Genomic DNA, 19,044 nt, shown 5'->3' with positions numbered 1-19,044 from the left:
GCCGCCAGCATGAGGCTGTGCGAACACTGCTGGCGACGCTCGTGGGAGCGGTGATGAGCCTGGTCCCGTGGGTCGCGGGCCTGCTCACGCCCCGGATGGCGGTGACCTGTGGCGACACTTGGTCGTGCGTCTTCGCCTCGATGGGTGCCGCCGCTGTGGATCTCGTGTTCGCCGTGCTGTTCCCACTCGTGCTCACGCTGGCGTTCGTGCCGGTGCTGAGCTGGCTGTCGCTGCACTTGATGCGTGTCGAAGCGGCCGGGGTGATCACCACTGTCGCCGTGCTGCTCGTCCTGACCAGCTGGTTGGTTGCCAGACCAGCGGTTCCTTCGGTCGCCGCCACGATCATGTGGGCAGTGTGCTACCTCGTCGCCGAGGTGTCGGTCAGCTGGATCCGGGCGCGTCGCGCTCGATCGGGTTGAGTATCCGGCGTACCGCCGCCCGATCGACCTTTCCAGGGCCGCGCAGGGGCATCTCCTCGATCACTTTCAGCACCTTCGGCACCGCCGGAGCGCCGAGTTCGGCCCGTACGTGCCTGCGCAAGTGCTCGATGTCGACGTCGCCGACCACGGCAGCGGCCACGATCTGCCCCCACTCGGGATGGTCGAGCGCCACCACACAGGCCGCTTCGACGTGCCGTTCCAGCAGCCGCTCGACGGCATTGGCCGGGACCTTCACCCCGCCGGTGTTGATCATGTCGTCGGCCCGGCCGAGGATCTCCAGCTTGCCATCCACGATGCGGCCGAGGTCGGACGTGATGAACCAGCCGTCGGCGAAGCTCTCCTGGGTGAGATCCGGTCTGCCGCGATAACCCCTGGCCAGTACCGGTCCGGTGATGGCTACCCGGTCGTTGACGAGCTTCACTCGGACACCCTCAAGGGGCACGCCGTCGTAGACGCAACCGCTTGCGGTCTCGCTCATCCCGTACGCGGACACGAGTTTGGCCCCGGCGGCAGCCTCGCGTAGCTCGTCGGACAGTGGGGCGCCGCCCATCACGACCCCGTCCAAGCACCGCAGCGCGGCAAGGCCTTCCGGCACGGCCACGATCCGCGCGAGCTGCGTCGGGACGAGTGCCGTGTAGTGCCTGCTCGGGGCCTTGAGGACTTCCTTGACCGCCGCGACGAAGTCCGGGACCCGGAACCCGCTTTCCAGGTCGACGGGCACTGGCGGCATCTCCGACAGCAGCGACCGGACCAGCACCTGGATGCCGCCGATGTACCGCGGCGTTGTCGCCAACACCCAGCGACCCGGGCCGCCGAGGCGCTTGTGCGTCGCCTCGGCTGACGCCAGCAAGGCGCTCTTCGACAGCAGAACGCCCTTGGGTTCGCCGGTCGAGCCGGACGTCGCGACCACGACAGCCGTGGGGTCTGCCGGAGAGTCCTCGCCAGGCCCGAGCGGACCCGTCAAGGACTCGGGACCGCCGGGCAGCAGCGCGGGACCTGACCCGGCCAACGCGGCGGGCAGGTGCTCGAAGACCTCGGCAGGCGAGATCGCGACGACGCTTCTCATCAGTAGTAGTACGGGAAGGCCGACCAGTCGGGCGTGCGCTTCTGCAAGAACGCGTCCCGGCCTTCCACCGCCTCGTCGGTCATGTACGCGAGCCTGGTGGTCTCGCCCGCGAACAGCTGCTGGCCGACCAGGCCGTCGTCGATCAGGTTGAACGCGTACTTCAGCATCCGCTGCGCGGTCGGGGACTTGCCGTTGATCTCCCGCGCCCACTCCAGCGCGGTCTTCTCCAGTTCCGCGTGCGGGACGACCGCGTTCACCGCGCCCATCTGGTGCATCTGCTCGGCGGTGTAGCTACGGCCGAGGAAGAAGATCTCGCGGGCGAACTTCTGGCCGACCTGACGCGCCAGGTACGCCGAGCCGTAGCCGCCGTCGAAGCTGCCGACGTCGGCGTCGGTCTGCTTGAAGCGGGCGTGCTCCTCGCTGGCGAGTGTGAGATCGCACACCACGTGCAGGCTGTGCCCGCCGCCCGCGGCCCAGCCGGGCACCACGCAGATGACGACCTTCGGCATGAACCGGATCAGCCGCTGGCACTCGAGGATGTGCAACCTGCCTGCGCGCGCCGGGTCGATGGTGTCCGACGTCTCGCCACTCGCGTACTGGTAGCCGGTTTTTCCGCGAATTCGCTGGTCACCCCCGGAGCAGAAGGCCCAGCCGCCGTCCTTGGGCGACGGGCCGTTGCCGGTCAGCAGCACGCAGCCGACGTCGGAGCTCATCCTGGCGTGGTCCAGCGCCTTGTAGAGCTCGTCGACCGTGTGCGGCCGGAAGGCGTTGCGCACGTCGGGACGGTTGAACGCGATGCGCACAGTCCCCTGGTCCACGGCGCGGTGGTAGGTGATGTCAGTGAAGTCGAAGCCGGGGATCTCGCGCCAGGCGGCCGGATCGAACAGCTCCGAAACAACGGTGTCAGACACATTTGCGAGGATAGGCATGTGAACCCGTCGACTGCGCAAGCCATGGTCATCGCCGACGAACTGGCGCGCAACGACGTGCGGCACGTCGTCGTCTGCCCGGGATCTCGCAACGCGCCGCTGAGCATGGCTCTGGTCGACGCGGACGCCCAGGGCAAGCTGAAGCTGCACGTCCGCGTGGACGAGCGCAGCGCCGCGTTCCTGGCCATGGGGCTCGCCGTGGCGACCGGTCGACCGGCGGCGGTGGTCTGCACGTCCGGGACCGCGGTCGCGAACATGCACCCGGCCGTCCTCGAGTCGTACCACGCGGGCATCGGGCTGATCGTGATCAGCGGGGACCGCCCGCCCGAGCTGCACGGCAGCGGCGCGAATCAGACGATCGACCAGCGCAACCTCTTCGCGCCCGCCGCGATCCTCGTCGACTTCCCGGTGGCCGAGCGGCGGACCGGGCAGAACCCGGTGTGGCGCGGCCTGGTGTGCCGGGCGGTCGCGCAGGCCGAGTCGGGACGTCCGGTGCAGATCAACGTCCCGTTCCGGGAGCCGCTGGTCCCGACGTTCGAACCGAACTGGCCGGAGGAGCTGGAGGGCAGGCCGGACAACGAGCGCTGGACGACCTCAGCGCCGCCTCGGTCCGTCGCCAGCAGCCGGGTGGACTTCCCGCTGCCCGCGCGGACGTTGATGGTGGTCGGCAGTGGCCGGCCGGACCGTGCCGCCGCGGCCTGTGAGGTGGCGATGCGCGCCGGGTGGCCGATCATCGCCGAGCCGGTGGCGACCACAGGTGGGGCGAGCGTGCTGCGATGCGGACCGTTGCTGCTGGGATCTCTCGACAAGGCACCGGATCTGCGACCTGAAGCGGTCGTTGTCGTTGGCCGGCCGACGTTGTCGCGCGGTGTCCGTGGCCTGATGGGACGCGCACCGGTGTACGGGATTGGCGACCATCCACAGTGGACGGACCCGCAGTACGTCGCGATCCACGTTCGCGGCTGGCTCGACACCACGGATCTCGGGCACGTCCAGGGGCATGACCCGGAGTGGCTCACGTCGTGGCGAACGGCGGCCGAGCGTGCCGCGACAGCCGTCGACAAGCTGCTCGAAGAGGACGCCTGGCCGTCCGGGCTGCGCATCGCGCGTGACATCGTCGACGCTTTGCCGTCCGGTGCGATGCTCTTCCTGGGCTCCTCGAACCCGGTGCGTGACGTCGACCTGGTCGCCGAGACCCGGACCGACTTGGCGATCCACGCCAACCGAGGGGTCGCGGGCATCGACGGAAACGTCTCAGCCGCAATCGGTTTGGCATTGGGCGAACCAGACCGTCCTGGATATGCGTTGCTGGGTGATCTGACGTTCCTGCATGACTCCAACGGTTTGCTGATCGGGCCGGACGAGGCCCGGCCGAACCTGGCGATCGTGGTGCTCAACGACGACGGTGGCGGGATTTTCTCGTTGCTCGAACAAGGTGCCGCGGAGCACAAGAACAGTTTCGAGCGAGTCTTCGGAACGCCGCACGGCGCCGATCTGGCCGCATTGTGTGCGGGATATCGAGTACCGCATGTAGTCGCCGAATCACCGGAACAGTTGCGCGACGCGCTGCGGCCGCGACCTGGATTGCGAGTGATTGAAGTGCGCGCCGATCGCGCACGGTTGCGAGACCTGCACGCTCGGCTGCGAGCCGCGGTCGCCGATGCTGCGTTCGGGTGATCTCGCCTTGTGAGATAGCCACTTTGGTGGGTATTCGCGACCCGATCGCCCGATTAGGTTCGACTGCACCTTTCGCGAATTGGAGGGGGCAACCGAATTGCTTCAGCGATCCAGAGTGGCGATCGCCGCAACCGCGGCCGGACTCGTCACGGCGTTATTCGGAACGACCGCAAGTGCCGCGCCGACACCAGGCGCACCGGGCGTCGGGGATCCGTATTACCCCAACGACGGCAACGGCGGATACGACGTTTCCCACTACAACATCCGGATCACCTACAACCCTGCGACGGACCTGCTGACCGGGACGACCACGATCCTGGCGCGCTCCACGCAGGAGCTGTCCAGCCTCAACCTCGACCTGCTGCTGCCGATCAAGTCGGTGCGGGTCAACAACTTCCTGTCGCGCACGACCGCGAACACCGGTGAGGTGACGGTGACGCCGCCGTCGCCGATCGGCAACAACCAGAACCTCACGATCGTCGTCCAGTACGAAGGCAAGCCGTCCACAGTGAAGGACGCGAAGGGCGCCAACTACTGGAAGAAGACGCCCGACGGCGCACTCGCGGTGGACGAGCCGCACATCGCGCAGTGGTGGTTCCCGAGCAGCGACCACCCGACGGACAAAGCGACGTACGACGTGTCCATCGTTGTGCCGCAAGGCGTCGAGGCGTTGTCGAACGGAACCTTCGCCGGAACCCAGCAGACCCTGAACGGCTGGATCCGGTGGAACTGGCGCACAGTGAGCCAGCAGGCGACCTACCTGGCCTTCCTCGCGATCGGCCAGTACGAGATCCGCAGCAGCACAGCGCCGAACGGCCAACCAGTGGTCAGCGCTTACGGCGAGGACCTGGGCGCCAACGGCCCGGCCGCACGGGCCAGCATCGAGCGCACGCCCGAGGTGACCGAGTTCCTGGAGACCCAGTTCGGCCCGTACCCGTTCGAGGCCCAAGGTGGTGTCGCCTCCACGGGCATCGGTTTCGCGCTGGAAACCCAGACCAGGCCGGTGTACAGCACACTGTTCTTCCCGCGCGGTGCGAACACCAGCGTCGTCGCACACGAGATGGCGCACCAGTGGTTCGGCGACTCGGTGTCGGTGAAGACCTGGCGTGACATCTGGCTGAACGAGGGCTTCGCACGGTACGCGGAGTGGCTCTGGGCCGAAAACCAGGCCGAGGGCACGGCGGCGGAGATCGCGCAGTACTACTACGACCGCCGTCCCGCCGAGGACCCGTTCTGGCAGTTCGTCGTCGGCGAGCCCGGCGCGGGCAACGAGTTCAACATCGCGGTGTACGACCGCGGAGCGCTCGCAGTGCACGCGTTCCGCAACGCGGTGGGCGACGAGGCCTTCTTCGAGACCCTGAAGATCTGGCAGGCGACGAAGAAGAACGGAAACGGCAAGATCGAGGAGTTCATCGCACTGGCCGAGCGGATCTCCGGCAAGCCGCTGTTCGCCCTGTTCCAGACCTGGCTGTTCACCAAGGGCAAGCCGTCCCCCGAAGACCTCGGCAACCCCACGGCAGCAGCCCGCACGGCGAGTGCGGCCACGCCGCCGAAGGCGATCGAAAAGCTCGACCTGACCCGTGACGTCCTGGTGCGCACCAACCACCTGGACCACGACCACGCAGGGCATGACCACGCAGCTCATGACCACGCTGGTCACGACCACAACTAGTTGATTGCGAGCCTTGGCCTACCGGCAGCAAGCGGGTAGGCCAAGGCCGGTCACATCCAAAGCTTGTCATGGCCAGATCTGAGGGTCGATTGCCGAGCCTTGGCGTATCGACGGCATGCGGGTGGGTCGAGGCAGGTTATGGGCGTGCTGGTCGCGATCACGCTAGTTATGGCTGGAACTGAGGGTTGATTGCCGAGCGTTGGCTTGTCGGTGGCGTGCGGGTGGGGCGAGGCGGGCCATGGCCCGGGTTGGTCGTGGTCATGCTGGTGGGACTGTGGCTGAGGGGTGGCGTTGGGGCCTGGTCGTTGACGGGTTGGCGGTGGGGTGGGGGTTCATTGGTTGGTCGGTACAGTGCGGGCGTGCCAGTTGATGCGGCGGAGGGTCGGGCGGCGCGGGTGCGTCGGATCGCGGCGATCGTGTTGGTGTCGATCGGTGCCACGGTGACTTTGCTTGCCGTTGTCCTGGTGATTGGGGCGTATCGGGAGGACGCGGGGTTGAACTCGCGGGCGGTGCGGACCACTGCCGAGGTCTTGTCGGTGTCCTTCGATCGCACGCTGGTGCGCTACCAGACTCCGGACGGTGCCGACCACATTCCGCCCGATGGCGTCGGGTATCCCGCCGGGTTGCAGCAGGGGCAGTTGGTTGAGATCGAGTACGACGCGGCCAAGCCTGACCTGGTCAAGGTCGCGGGTCGGGGCGCCTACCTGACGTTGATGCCTGCGGGCACGTTGGTGTTGTTCATGTGGCTCGTGATCTTGCCCATCCTGTGGTGGATGAAGCGATACGGGCCGTTGTTCAGACGGAATCCACTGCAGTCGCTGTCTCCTGCCACCAAGTGAGCACCTCGTCGGAGACTCCGGGCGCTGCGACCAACAGGCCGTCCACCGGCAACGCGGTGTCTTCGCCGTGCCGGTCGAGGACCGACGCACCCGCTTCGATCGCCAAGGCGACCGCGCCGGCGACGTCCCACTCGTGGTAGCTGTGCAGTACGGCCGCGGCCGCGTGGCCTAGGGCGACCTGGGCGATCGCCAGGGCCGCTGAGCCCAGGACGCGGACGCCCGCGTGGGCTCGCGCCGCGCGCTCGATGAACCCGCCCATCCCTGGCCATGGCCCGGTTCGGGTGAGCTCGGTGCAGACGATCGCTCCTGCTGTGGTGAACCGGTCGGTCAGCGATACCTGGACGCCGTTGGCACGGGCACCACGGCCACGTGCGGCCGCGTAGATCTGCCCGCGGTACGGATCCGCCACGACCCCCACCACCGGGCCCGCCGCGTCCACCAAAGCCAGGCTGTACGCGCACCACGGCACGCCCGCGACGTAGTTCGCCGTGCCGTCCACCGGGTCGACAACCCAGCGGTACTCGGCGGCGTCCGAGCCGATGTCGGCGCCGAACTCCTGCCCGACCACCGGCATGCCGGGGAACTCGGACGTCAGCACCCGACGGGTGTGCCGTTCCAGGGTCCGGTCGGTGTCGGTGACCCAGTCGAACGGTGAGTCCTTGCCGCCGGGGCGCGCACCCCGGCCCGCTGTCGCGGTGATCACGTCGGTGGCGTCGTTGGCCAGCCGGCCGGCTACTTCCAGTGCCCGTGACAAGAGTCCCGGCTCAACTGGCCTGGGCGGGCGCGACGACAAGAGGGTCATGCCGACCTAGAGTGACCGCGCTGGGTGTCCGGTACGCGACCGGAAGGTGACCAGCGAAGGATCGCAAGACCACACGTTGGAAGTTTCGGCTTCGTTCCCCGGCACGTCATTCGCCCGTCGCCGGTCTGCTCGGATGTCCGATCATCGTGAGGTCCGTGCGAGTCGCCATCGTCACCGAGAGCTTTCTGCCGCAGGTGAACGGCGTGACGAACTCCGTTCTCCGCGTTGTCGAGTACCTGCGTGACCACGGTCACGAGGCACTCGTGGTCGCTCCTGGCCCTGGGCCGGACAGCTATCTGCACGCCCCGGTCGTCCGGACCCGTGCGGTCGACGTCCCGGTCGTCACCTCCCTTCCCATCGGTCTGCCAGGGCCGCGGATCACCTCGGCCCTGTTGGATTTCGAGCCCGATGTCGTGCACTTGGCATCGCCATTCGTGCTCGGCGCGGGCGGGCTACGAGCCGCGCGCCTGCTGGACGTGCCGACTGTGGCGGTCTACCAGACCGACGTGGCCGGATTCGCCTCCTCGTATGGCCTTGCCCGGGGTGCGGCCGTGGCCTGGCGGTGGATCCGCAGGCTGCACACCCTCGCCGACCGGACCCTGGCGCCCTCGACCGACGCCGTGCGCTCCCTGGTCGAGCACGGCATCCCACGCGTCCACCGCTGGGGCAGAGGCGTCGACACGAACCTGTTCAACCCCAGCCGCCGCGACAGCCAACTCCGCCGCGAGCTGGCACCCACCGGCGAGGTGCTCGTCGGCTACGTCGGGCGACTGGCCCCGGAGAAACAGGTCGCCAAGCTGGCCGCGCTGAGCGGCATGCCCGGCGTCCGGCTGGTGGTCGTCGGCGACGGCCCCGACACGGACAACCTGCGGGAAAAGCTGCCGCAAGCGGCCTTCCTCGGGTTCCGGACAGGCGTGCCCCTCGCCGAGGCCTACGCCAGCCTGGACGTGTTCGTGCACACCGGGCCACACGAGACGTTCTGCCAGGCCGTCCAAGAGGCAATGGCCTCCGGCCTGCCCGTGCTCGCCCCTGACTCGGGTGGACCGCGTGACCTGGTAGATCACGGCAAGACGGGTTTCCTCCTTCAGGACATGGACACGGAACTGCGTCCGGCCGTCACGGAACTGCTTGACCCGGCACTGCGCACCCGCCTGGCCACTGCGGGACGCCGTGCCGTCCAAGACCGCACGTGGACGGCCGTGTGCGATCAACTGATGGGGCACTACAGCGCGGTGACCCAGCTGGCTCAGGTGGCGTGATGCGCGTTGTCCAGCTCGCCAACTTCTACGGTCCGAAGTCCGGCGGGTTACGGACCGCGCTGCACCACCTGGGTGCCGGGTACTGCGCGCAGGGCCATGACGTGGTCCTTGTCGTCCCCGGCTCCGGCTATGCCGACGAGCCGATGCCCAACGGCGTGCGCCGGATTACGTTGCCAGCCCCCAGAATCCCGGGCACCGGGGGCTACCGGGCTGTCGACCCGTGGCGCGTACGGACCTTGCTGACCCGCCTCGAACCCGACCGCCTCGAAGTCTCGGACCGCCTGACGTTGCGCGGCATGGGCCGATGGGCCCGAAGCCACGGCGTGCCGAGCGTGGTCATCTCCCACGAACGCCTGGACAGGTTGCTCGAACAGTTCCTCCTTCCACCGCGATGGGCGCGCGACGTCGCCGACCGGGCCAACCGCCGAATGGCCGGGTACTACGACACCGTGGTGTGCACGACGGAATTCGCTCGTGAGGAGTTCGACCGCATCGGCGTGACGAACGTCCGGCGAGTCCCGCTCGGTGTCGACTTGTCCACCTTCACCCCGGCCCGAAGATCGGTGTCGCTAAGACAGGATCTGGCGGCCGGAGCGGAGACCCTGTTGATCCACTGTGGACGACTCTCGCCGGAGAAGCACGTTGAGCGCAGTGTGGACACGTTGGCACAACTGCATTCCGAAGGTCACAGTGCAAGACTTGTCGTCGCCGGTGACGGCCCGAGCATGGGATCGTTGCGCCGCCGCGCGACGGGCCTGCCCGTGACGTTCCTTGGGTTCGTTCAGTCCCGCACCGACGTCGCCCAACTGCTTGCCACGGCGGACGTCTCCTTGGCGCCAGGTCCACATGAGACATTCGGACTCGCGGCACTGGAAGCACTCGCGTCGGGAACTCCGGTCGTGGTTTCGGCATCATCGGCTCTCCGGGAGATTGTTCGGCCAGGGTGTGGCGCCGCGGTGGACGACCACGCGGACGCGTTCGCCGACGCGGTGGAAGACCTGCTCGAGGCTCCGGAGTCGCGGCGTCGGGAGGCGGCTCGGGCGCGGGCGGAGGAGTTCAGCTGGCCCACGTCTGTCGAGGGCATGCTGCAGGCGCTCAGCCTGGCCTAGTTCGCGCCGCCCAGACGAACTCCGAGGTCGCGCTGACCAGTTGGGGCGGGATATCCACAGCCGGGTTGAGGCCCGTTGTCGGTGGGGCGAAGTACGGGCATGGTTCAGGCAGGCCGAGCGCGGCGAGGTCCGGGAAGAACGAGTTCCGCAGGTGGCTGAGGCGGGCGAGGGCGGCGAGATACGCAGCATGCGCCGCGCGGGCCTTCGTGAAGCAGTGGCGGATGTTGTCGAGTAGTTCGGCACGTGTCATCTCCTCTATCGGAACGGCGTTTTCGCTCACATGTTCAAGTTACCGGCAGATATGGCGGTTCGGCAGGTCTTTCACTCGTTCGGGGATTTGCTGGCTTAGAGCGTGCTCAGGTGGCATCATGCGCACCTCGGTTCTCGCTTAGAGTTCGGTCATGTCCCGTGCCAGCCTTGAGAAGAAGCCGCGCGAGGTCGCCAAGATGTTCGACGGCGTCGCGCGCGGGTACGACCGGACCAACTCGGTCCTCACATTGGGATACGACCGGCGCTGGCGCGAGATGACCAGGAGGGTCCTCGACGCCCAGCCGGGCGAGCGGATTCTCGACCTGGCCGCGGGAACGGGCGTGTCGACGGTCGCGTTCGCGCGGGGCGGTGCCTGGTGTGTGGCCGCTGACTTCTCGGTCGGCATGCTCAGCAGTGGCGCGTCGCGTGAGGTGCCGAAGGTCGCCGCGGACGCCATGCGGCTGCCGTTCGCCAACGACTCGTTCGACGCGGTCACCGTGGTCTTCGGGATCCGGAACTTCTTCGACACCGAGGCCGCGCTCGCCGAGATGCGGCGTGTGGTCAAGCCCGGTGGCAGGCTGCTGGTCTGCGAGTTCTCCCAGCCGCGGTTCAAGCCGTTCCGCACGGTCTTCCACTGGGGCATGAAGCGGGTCGCGCCCACCATCGCCAGGGTCGTGTCGTCAAACCCCGAGGCGTACCGCTACCTGGGCGAGTCGATCAAGGACTGGCACTCCCAGCGCGGCCTTGCCGAGATCGTCGCCAAGGCCGGCTGGAGTGACGTCGAGTGGATGAACCTCACTTTCGGAATGGTGGCCCTGCACCGGGCCAAGAAGCGCTAGGGCTGCCCGGTCACCGAGCCGACGAGGTCGATCTCCTTCTCGCGGTTCACCGACGAGCGAGCCTTGACGTGGACGTACTCGGTGGGTTCAGCCTCGGTGTCCACCACCGTCGGCACGCTTGCTTCGCCGGTCAGCGAGCCCGCTGGGATCTCTATGGAGACGAACAGCCGGGTGCTCGACAACGGCCGTGCGGGCAGCGCTTCCTCGCCGGTGTTCGCTTTGAACCACTGCGGGTCCACGTCCACGGTCGACAGTTCCTGCCCTTGTGCCGGCGCGATGGCCCTGCCCCACACCGAGATCGGCGAGTCGGCCACCGCGGATGACGTCACGGTCCACGTCAACGCGCCGCCCTCAGCGGTCGTGGCAGGTGAGACGGTGATTTCGGGCGCGGGATCGTCGTTGAGCACGGACAGCCCGCCGCCGTAAGCGCCGGCCACGGAGCCTCGGACGGCTTTGGCGAACACGTCGTGCTGTTCTCCCCAACTCCACCGGGTGTTGCCGGTGACCTGCACGGGAAGTTCGATCGTGTGCTGCCCGGGCTGGATCGTGACCAGGCGCGTCTCGAACTCGCCCTGCCCGCCGCCGATGAACAGCCGGACCGTGCCTTCCCGGTCGCCCGACACGGAGACCGGAATCTGGTACGTCTTCGTCCCTGAGTCACCTTCCTGGACAGCCGTCGCACCGACATCCACGCGCGCCAACGGGCCCGGCCGCGGGTCTGGCAAACCGTTGTTCCAGCCATACGCGTCGACCAGCCAGGCTGTTCCGCTGCTACGCGGCGTGATCTCGAGCGAGGCGATCTGACGCAGGTCGATGCCGTGCCGTGGCAACGAGACGCGTACTTCCTGAGCCCACAGTGCTGACACGAATTCCGTCGCGGGGAGGCCGTCGAGCGTCACCGAGCCCAATTGGGCCTTACGGCCGCGGGTGTCCGTGACGGCGATGTCGAACTGGTTGGCCTTGGTGTTCGGCGGCACGATCAGCCGCAGCGCCAAGTCGCGTGACCCGACCAATGACACGGGCTGCGCGGGCTGCACAGTTCCCGAGCCGGACAACGCCACCGCGAACCGGTCCGGATCCTCGCTGATACCCCACAACCTGACGAAGTGCGTCTGCGGATCGGGGCCACAACCCTGCGTCTCGTCCTTGGTGACCTGCTTGCACACTCGGGCGGCGCCGCTGGTCTTGGTGGCGCCGTCAGGCAGGACGAACGAGATCCGCTCACCACCGACGGCGTGCGAGAGCACACGGGCCGGGTCGGCCGATGGTGCGCGTACGCCGCTGCCGTCAAGCAGAGGAAGCACGCGCCGGTCGCCGCCGACGAAGAGGTGCGCGGCCGCTGCGATGTACGTCGCACCGGCGGTCTGTTGTTGTGCAGCGGTGAGCCGGGTCGGCGTTCCTGGCGTGCACACCGCGTCGTCGGTCGCTCGGAAGTCGTCCCATGCCGGTGCCGCGGCCTGACCTGGCGTCCACTCGGTGTTGAAGTAGTTGTGGTTCGCGCCCACGAAATACAGCGCGCTGTGCAACGCGGCACCACGGCTGACACCCCGCGTCGCGTCGATGAACACCTGTCCCTGCAGGTCGGAGACGTCGCCGTCGCAGCCGGGCAGGATCGTGGCCGACGGCACGTCCGGTGCCGGGTTGTGGCCGAAGATCGTTGGACCGATCAGCAGCGTGCCGCGGATTTTCCAGCGGGTCGGGATGGTGTCGCCTGCCGGCGGGTTGAGGCTGTCGATCGCGGCTCGGTTGACGCCTTCGCCCCCGCGGGAGTGGCCCATCAGGAACACGTTCGACAGGTCGGCGACGGGTGCGGCCTTGACGATGTCCGGCGCGGAGTCGCGGCCTGCGCCCGCCCAGTCGGCCCAACGAGTCAAGTGGCTGCGTACCAAGGAAGAACGCCCCTGCGCGCCAAGGTCAAGGACGCTGGCGTCCTGCCCGTTGATCCCGTTCGCCGAGATGGAAACGGTCACGTAGCCCTGTGAAGCAAGCAGTTGCTGTGCTTGCTGGTAGCCCGCATGGCTGGGAATGGCCTTCTTACCCGGCGCACACGGCCAGCTGATGTCGATGAAGTCCGGATCCGCTGGGTCGTAGCACGTGGTGTGCCTGCCATGCAGGAAAACGGCGAGCGGGCGGCGACCAGGGGCGCCGACCGGTGCCACGACCAGACCTTGCATCTCGATGGCTTGCGGGTAGTCCGGCAGCCTGATCGAGTCCACTGTGTACTCACCGGCCGTCGTCTTGTACGGGCCGGGCACCCCGGGATCGACGGCACCCGCGGGTTGCGGCGCGGGCGGTGGCAGCGGCCGCGTCTTCATCGGCCGCGGCGGTTCTTCGACGTCCAGTCGCTTGCCCGATGCACGAACGGACAGCTCGCGTGGGTTGACCGCGGCCGTCGTGCTGAGTGTGAACGTGCGATGGTCGGCTGACGGGCGGGGACGGCCAAGCAGCCGGTCGCCGTCCCAGAATTCGATGGCGGCGTCGCCGACCGGCAGCGGTTTCTCTGATTTCCAGATCAACTCGCTGCCACTGACTGACCAACCCGCTGCCGTTTCCGGTGGTTGTGCCGCCTGTGCGGGCGTAGCCAAGCCAGCCACGACCAGCACAGGCAGCATAAGCCTGAGCAGACGCATGTGAATTTCCCTCCAGTTGTTCCCTCCGCAACTGGTTCTAGCGGCGTTGATCATGCGCCCGCAAGGGCCCTAGGTCTGATTGCTCACAAGCCTTCTTCGCCAACAGGTCACGTCAGCGGCTGACCCAGCGTTCCCGCCACGCGATGGTCAGCTCGACTGTCCGCAACACCTCCCCGTCGCCGAGCAGGTGCGTGAGCACGTCCCGTTCGACCTGGGAACACAGGTCGGACAGCCGGGCGGGGACGTCGACCCGGTCGATCGCCGGGTCCAGCGCGACGGAGATCTTGGCTCTGCCTCTGACTTTGCCGTTGGGGGCGAGCCGGGCACGTGTGTAGTCAACACGTCCGTCGACAACGTGTTCGTCAGCGAGCAGATGAGCGAACACCATTTCTGGAACGTCACGCGAGGAAGGCAGTTGCCACGAAACCCATATCGGCCGGAACACGGCGTCGTCCGGTTCTCCGACATGTGGATCGACTGGGCCGGTCCGCAGCAGTCGGTAGTCCGTCGCGGGTGTGTCTTCGATCCGGCCCGTACGCCGGGCGCCACGCCGTGCGGTCAAACCGCAGTCGCGGGCGAGCGCGCCGAGCCCAGCGCTGATGGGCAGGCATTTTCCGGACGCCGCCGTGGATCCCTTGCGTGCCGGGGCAACTGGCACGACCACGTTGACGAACGCGACTTCCTGCAACGTCGCCTCGGAGATGGACAGCAGGCCGATGTTGCGAGCCAACAAGTCCGCCGCGATCGCCGCGGAGGCCCCGATCCTGGCGGGCCCGACGAACGTCAGCAGCTGGGCGCAGTCCGGGACGCCGTCCGGTGCCCAGCCGAAGAGCTCGGTTTTCTTGCGCTGGTAGATGTCCGGCTCGTGCCGCAGCACCGACCACCATTCGCCGCGGACCCGGCCGAACCGGCGGTCGGTGACCTGCAGGCCCATGCCGTATTCGGCCGCCATCCAAGCGATGTTGCGCACCAACGCCAAGCGCTTGCGCGGATTGCCCGTGTCCAAAGCGATCAGCATGCGTAGCGCCAACCCGTTGGACACGCGGGGAGCCTCGCCCGAACCGTCGACCCGGAAGCGCGGCGGGGGATCCTTGAACGGAGCAACCGGCGACTGCAGGAACAAGATCGGCACCTCACCGCCCGCAGCCGTGGTCATCACCTTGTACGCCAGCGTGACCATCAGCGAGTCGGCGTAGTCCGGGCGCCACGAGTCGTGCCCGAGGGTCAGCAGGATCTCCGTGCTGTGCGCGGAGTCGTACAGGAAATCCGGGTTGATCATCACGCTGCCGCCGAACCGGCCGGCGCCGAGCTCGTCGGCGATCACTCCGGCGGGCGGGTAGCCGGGCGTTACCGGCGACCAGGTGTGCAGCTGGAAGCCGACGCCACCGATCCGGACCGACAGGATCTCGCCGACGCCTTGCGGTGGCTGGTGTTCGGGCTGTTCGTCCGCGAAATGCCCGACGCTGAACTGGATCGCCGGGCTCGCCGAACCGGCGGCCCGTGCGGCGATCTTGGCGAGCGCGGGGTACTGCCGGGTCACGTTAGACACGCGCATCACGCCCCAGGGTGGAGAAGTTCACGACACAGTCCCGTTTGCGGCGGTCGACAGCGCCGGTCAGCTCCGCGATCAGCCAATTCGGGCTGACCGTGCTGAACGGCACGCGGCTTCGTCGTTTCACCGCGTTGATCACGTTGTTGGCGACCATCGAGGCGGCGAGCACAGCCAGCAGCCAGATCGCGATCTCGAAGGGCAACGCCAGTGCGTTCGCTTGGGCCGCCGCCACGAACAGCGCGAGTGCGCCCGCGATGGTCATCGACACGTACGCGATGTATCTGGGAAACAGCCTGAGCTGACCGAGAACCGACCGGGCTGACGGGATGTCGAGCCTGGCCAGCAGCAGACCCGGCACCAGCAGGAGAACGGTGACGACGGCGTCGGCCGACGAAACCGGGGACTGCTCGTCGAAGTTCGGCTTGAGCCTGCCGCCGAAGTCGTCGAGGAAAAGGATGCCGCGGAACAGATCGGGTTGCAGGATCACCCCGAACGCGAGCACGAGCAGGGTGACCGCGAGCAGCATCTTGGACACGTTCGAAGCCAAGGACGGCGGATCGTCGACCAACGCGATGTACAGGTTCGCCTCGACCGGCTCGACCGACTGCGGATCAGACCCGAATGGCCTGCGCCGCCAGTGCGCGTGCCCGGCGTTGTCCCTCGGGTCGTTGTCCACGTACAAGTCCTTGTCCACATCGGACGCTTCGAGGTCGTCGGCCAGCCGCCGCAACATCGGTGCGGTGAACACACCGTCCGCGAGTTTGCGGTAGTGGTCGGCCTCGTACTTCTGCGAGAACTCCGATAACCAGCTGATCAGCTGGCCGTTGGCGGAGAACGAGGGCCGCCGGTTGGTGAAGCCCGCGTAGCACTCTTCTAGATACGTCTTGAAGGAGTCGAGGTCCAGACGGCGACGACGGCCGAACTCGGCGAGCCGTGACCCGATGCTCTGCAGCTCCTGTTCAAGCAGCTTGGGCGACACGGAGTTGAGCTCGTCGTACTCGTCCGCGACCGCACGGATGTCGTTGACCAGCGTGCGCAGCGCGGGCCCGTCCACGTCGCTGGTCAGGAAGAACCGTCGGACCGCGATCTCTGAGGGGACTTCGATGGTGACGTGGTACGAGTCGACCGCGCGTGGGATGACCGTCTGGTACCGGACGGTGAACTCGTGCCGGGGCGTCAGCCCACGACGGATCGTCGCCCGGTCCCGTAGATCCTGCGAGCGTGCGGGCATCACGGGCGCGTCGAACTGCATGAACACCTGAGGCTTGTTGGTCGGAACCTCCGTCACCAGCAGGTACTCCGACGCCGCGATGTCCAGCAGCCGCAGGAAAGCGCTGTCCTCGGGGAAGAGCTGGTCGATCGCCTGCTCGGCTCGTTCCCGGATGCTCTCGGAGTCAGTGGCGCCCCGGCGTGGCGCGTGATCGGCGGGTGTCCTCGGCGGCTGGACGCCTTTGTCGATCATGTTCGCGATCGCGGCCTGGATCAGCCAGCGGGACCGGTGCAGGCCACGGCGGATGCCGTAGAGCGGCTCGTCCGGGTCAGCGGTACGCGGATCAGCTTCGAGGAACATCCGGAACGCCTTGGACATGCCTTGGATCAACGCATTGGACGTCTCCGCATGAGTGGCACGCGGCAGAACCACATTGGTTGCGTCACGAACGACAACCGGGGCCTGATCGGTACGGGCCTGACGGGCTACAGGCAGCCACACGGTTTCTGGGGCCTTGGTGGCGTTGGGATCCGTCCGCAACGCCTGAAGCTGATCAGGGGTGAGGACGGTGAGGTTGATGTCGATGCTGACCGAGCGGGTCATATGAGTGGAGTCGACCAACGTGAGCGCTTCGGTCATCCGGTCGACGTGTTCCAGTCGCAACGCCAACGCGAGCAGGTTCAGGCCGAGCGCTTCTTGGTAGCTGTTGTGGGGCAGGGGCGAGGTAGGAATCGGCGTCTGCCATAACGCCGACCGCAACCGGTCCAAGGTCATGGGTTACCTCCGTGCCCATGGTGTCCCAGGTCACGTCCGCGACGCAGCTAGAATTGCGCCAAGGGGAGATCGTGAAACCATTCACAAGGGAGCCGCTGTGGGTACGCGACGACGCCCGGGTGACGACGCCGAAGTGATCGTCGTCGGCGCGGGCCCAGCCGGATCAACCGCCGCGGCGTACCTGGCCCGAGCGGGCGTGGATGTGTTGCTGCTGGAGAAATCCCAGTTCCCCCGCGAGAAGGTCTGCGGCGACGGGCTCACCCCGCGCGGCGTGAAGCAGCTGATCGACCTGGGCATCGACACCAGCGAAGAAGCGGGCTGGGTGCACAACAACGCCCTGCGGATCATCACCGGTGACCTGCAGCTGCACCTGCCGTGGCCAGAGCTTTCATCCATGCCGCCCTACGGCGTTTCCCGGACCCGTCAGGACTTCGACGAGTTGCTCGCGAAGGTGGCCGAGCGCGACGGAGCCCGCCTGCAGCAGAACACGACCGTGACCGGCGCTGTTGTGTCCCGGACCGGCCGGGTGACCGGGGTTCGGGCTCGTGTCGGCCGTGACAAGACCGAGGTGACGTACTCGGCGCCGCTGGTGTTGGCGTGCGACGGCGTGTCCGCCCGGCTGGCGTTGTCGGTCGGAATCGACAAGCACGAAAATCGCCCGATGGGAGTAGCGGTCCGGCGCTACTACTCCTCGCCGCGGTCCAAGGACGACTTCATCGAAGGCCACCTCGAACTGTGGGACCGCAGCGACCCCGCGAACCCGAAACTGCTGCCGGGCTACGGCTGGGTCTTCCCGCTCGGCGACGGCACGGTGAACGTCGGCCTGGGAATGCTGTCGACCTCCTCTTCTTTCCGGAGCACGGACTACCGGGCTTTGCTGCGGCAGTGGTTGGACGGGACGCCCGAGGAATGGGGCTTCCGCGAGGAGAACGCGATCGGGAAGGTCGGCGGGGCCGGTCTGCCGATGGGCTTCAACCGCACCCCGCACTACCGCGACGGGATGCTGCTGCTGGGTGACGCGGGCGGAATGGTGAGCCCGTTCAACGGCGAGGGCATCCAGTCGGCGATGGAGTCGGCCAAGATCGCGTCCGAGATCGTTGTTCAGGCTTTGGCTCGCGCGGAAGGGCCTTCGCGGGAGCGGGCTTTGCAGGCTTACCCGGTTGCGATGCGTGAGCTGTACGGCGGCTATTACCGCCTGGGCAACATCTTCGCGAAGATCATCGGAAAGCCGAAGATCATGCGGGCCGCGACCAAGTACGGGCTGCGCGTGAATTCGCTGATCCCGCTGATCCACAAGGGCCTGTCCGGCTGCTTCGACCCGAAGGACGGGGACGTCGTGGACCGGATGATCGCGGTAGCCAGCAAAATCGCCCCCAACCTCCGCTAAACCCGAAACAAAGCACCCCAAGGCAAAGCCCCGGAGCGAAGCGATGCGGCACCCGCAAGGGCACCGCGCGTGTCCACCGGCTCCGGCATGGTGTGTTGAACGCGAGCGGCGCACGGCGGCACCCAGCGGGGCTGGGAGCGAGTCGAGCAGTTTGACTCACCGTGCCGGAATGGTGGACACGCGCCGGCTCGCGGGCGAAGGAAGCTGCCTTCTCACCCCCAGCAGGGGTTGGCTGAGTCGAATTCCCGCTGCCTTCTGTTCCAGCGGGGTTGGTCGAATCGAATTACCGCGTGTCCGCCTTTGCGGCAAGCGTGAGTCCTCCATCCGACTCGCCACCAGCCGGGCTGGTCGCCGCCGTGCGCCGCGGATGGAGCGACTCCCACGCCGCAAAGGCAGACACGCGCGACGCTGGTTCGCACCCTGCTCACCCGCGCCTCGCTGACGCTCGGCCCGCGCTCACGGCAGCACGCCGGGCCGCCCCCTGCACACACACGAGTACGCCGGGTCGTGGCCTGCGCACGCTGGCCCTTATGGGAGCGCGGTGGTTTGCGGTCTGCGATGGGGCTCACATCTGGGGTTCTTGGGCCTGGGGGTTCCTTCTTGTGAGGCA

15 protein-coding genes are annotated in these 19,044 nt (G+C 67.5%); 8 read left to right on the top strand and 7 right to left on the bottom strand.

Translation table 11 applies throughout. From position 1 onward, the window contains the following. Positions 1-17 precede the first annotated feature (17 nt). Positions 18-419, top strand: coding sequence for a hypothetical protein (locus B9C43_RS13400; protein ID WP_033384608.1), 402 nt, complete (start codon positions 18-20; stop codon positions 417-419). Here the strand turns inward: B9C43_RS13400 and menE are convergent. Further along, on the bottom strand, positions 382-1,506 hold the full coding sequence (gene menE / locus B9C43_RS13395; protein ID WP_084426493.1) for an o-succinylbenzoate--CoA ligase: 1,125 nt from the start codon (positions 1,504-1,506) through the stop codon (positions 382-384). The two genes, B9C43_RS13400 and menE, sit on opposite strands and share 38 nt — an antisense overlap. Beyond that, entirely contained in the window at positions 1,506-2,417 is a 912-nt protein-coding gene (locus tag B9C43_RS13390) for a 1,4-dihydroxy-2-naphthoyl-CoA synthase (protein WP_200825540.1), read from the bottom strand. Before B9C43_RS13390 ends, menE begins: the two co-directional genes overlap by 1 nt. 18 nt (positions 2,418-2,435) lie before the next feature. Here B9C43_RS13390 and menD point away from each other — a divergent pair, with 18 nt between their 5' ends. From menD to B9C43_RS13375, 3 genes are all read left to right on the top strand, one after another. Next, complete coding sequence (gene menD / locus B9C43_RS13385) at positions 2,436-4,112, top strand: 2-succinyl-5-enolpyruvyl-6-hydroxy-3-cyclohexene-1-carboxylic-acid synthase (RefSeq protein WP_084426489.1); 1,677 nt, start codon at positions 2,436-2,438, stop codon at positions 4,110-4,112. Positions 4,113-4,227: 115 nt separating this feature from the next. Next, complete coding sequence (locus B9C43_RS13380; protein WP_235038587.1) at positions 4,228-5,784, top strand: M1 family metallopeptidase; 1,557 nt, start codon at positions 4,228-4,230, stop codon at positions 5,782-5,784. A gap of 359 nt (positions 5,785-6,143) precedes the next feature. Further along, on the top strand, positions 6,144-6,623 hold the full coding sequence (locus B9C43_RS13375) for a DUF3592 domain-containing protein (RefSeq protein WP_033394099.1): 480 nt from the start codon (positions 6,144-6,146) through the stop codon (positions 6,621-6,623). Here the strand turns inward: B9C43_RS13375 and B9C43_RS13370 are convergent. Next, positions 6,580-7,425: an inositol monophosphatase family protein gene (locus B9C43_RS13370; protein ID WP_033394098.1), complete on the bottom strand. Its 846-nt coding sequence runs from the start codon at positions 7,423-7,425 to the stop codon at positions 6,580-6,582. The two genes, B9C43_RS13375 and B9C43_RS13370, sit on opposite strands and share 44 nt — an antisense overlap. 155 nt (positions 7,426-7,580) lie before the next feature. Between B9C43_RS13370 and B9C43_RS13365 the strand changes: the two genes are divergently transcribed. Continuing rightward, on the top strand, positions 7,581-8,684 hold the full coding sequence (locus B9C43_RS13365) for a glycosyltransferase family 4 protein (protein ID WP_200825539.1): 1,104 nt from the start codon (positions 7,581-7,583) through the stop codon (positions 8,682-8,684). Further along, positions 8,684-9,793: a glycosyltransferase gene (locus B9C43_RS13360; protein WP_033394096.1), complete on the top strand. Its 1,110-nt coding sequence runs from the start codon at positions 8,684-8,686 to the stop codon at positions 9,791-9,793. The genes B9C43_RS13365 and B9C43_RS13360 overlap by 1 nt, the downstream gene beginning before the upstream one ends. Here B9C43_RS13360 and B9C43_RS13355 read toward each other — a convergent pair. Next, positions 9,780-10,073 (bottom strand): hypothetical protein, encoded by a 294-nt coding sequence (locus tag B9C43_RS13355; protein WP_084426485.1) that lies wholly within the window; start codon positions 10,071-10,073, stop codon positions 9,780-9,782. The two genes, B9C43_RS13360 and B9C43_RS13355, sit on opposite strands and share 14 nt — an antisense overlap. 121 nt (positions 10,074-10,194) lie before the next feature. On the opposite strand from B9C43_RS13355, the gene B9C43_RS13350 reads away from it, so the two are divergent. Then, on the top strand, positions 10,195-10,881 hold the full coding sequence (locus tag B9C43_RS13350; protein ID WP_084426483.1) for a demethylmenaquinone methyltransferase: 687 nt from the start codon (positions 10,195-10,197) through the stop codon (positions 10,879-10,881). On the opposite strand, the gene B9C43_RS13345 is transcribed toward B9C43_RS13350, so the two are convergent. From B9C43_RS13345 to B9C43_RS13335, 3 genes are all read right to left on the bottom strand, one after another. Beyond that, positions 10,878-13,511, bottom strand: a complete 2,634-nt coding sequence (locus B9C43_RS13345) for a hypothetical protein (protein WP_084426481.1) — start codon at positions 13,509-13,511, stop codon at positions 10,878-10,880. The two genes, B9C43_RS13350 and B9C43_RS13345, sit on opposite strands and share 4 nt — an antisense overlap. A gap of 112 nt (positions 13,512-13,623) precedes the next feature. Beyond that, on the bottom strand, positions 13,624-15,060 hold the full coding sequence (locus B9C43_RS13340) for a hypothetical protein (protein ID WP_143446308.1): 1,437 nt from the start codon (positions 15,058-15,060) through the stop codon (positions 13,624-13,626). Then, positions 15,053-17,047, bottom strand: a complete 1,995-nt coding sequence (locus B9C43_RS13335; protein WP_084426477.1) for a hypothetical protein — start codon at positions 17,045-17,047, stop codon at positions 15,053-15,055. The genes B9C43_RS13340 and B9C43_RS13335 overlap by 8 nt, the downstream gene beginning before the upstream one ends. Positions 17,048-17,144: 97 nt before the next feature. Here B9C43_RS13335 and B9C43_RS13330 point away from each other — a divergent pair, with 97 nt between their 5' ends. Next, on the top strand, positions 17,145-18,434 hold the full coding sequence (locus tag B9C43_RS13330) for a geranylgeranyl reductase family protein (protein WP_235038586.1): 1,290 nt from the start codon (positions 17,145-17,147) through the stop codon (positions 18,432-18,434). Positions 18,435-19,044 lie beyond the last annotated feature (610 nt).

The organism is Kibdelosporangium aridum (assembly GCF_900176515.1).
Taxonomy (GTDB): Bacteria; Actinomycetota; Actinomycetes; order Mycobacteriales; family Pseudonocardiaceae; genus Kibdelosporangium; species Kibdelosporangium aridum.
The sequence above is the reverse complement of the archived record's forward strand: the minus strand, read 5'-3'. Positions and strand labels throughout refer to the sequence as shown.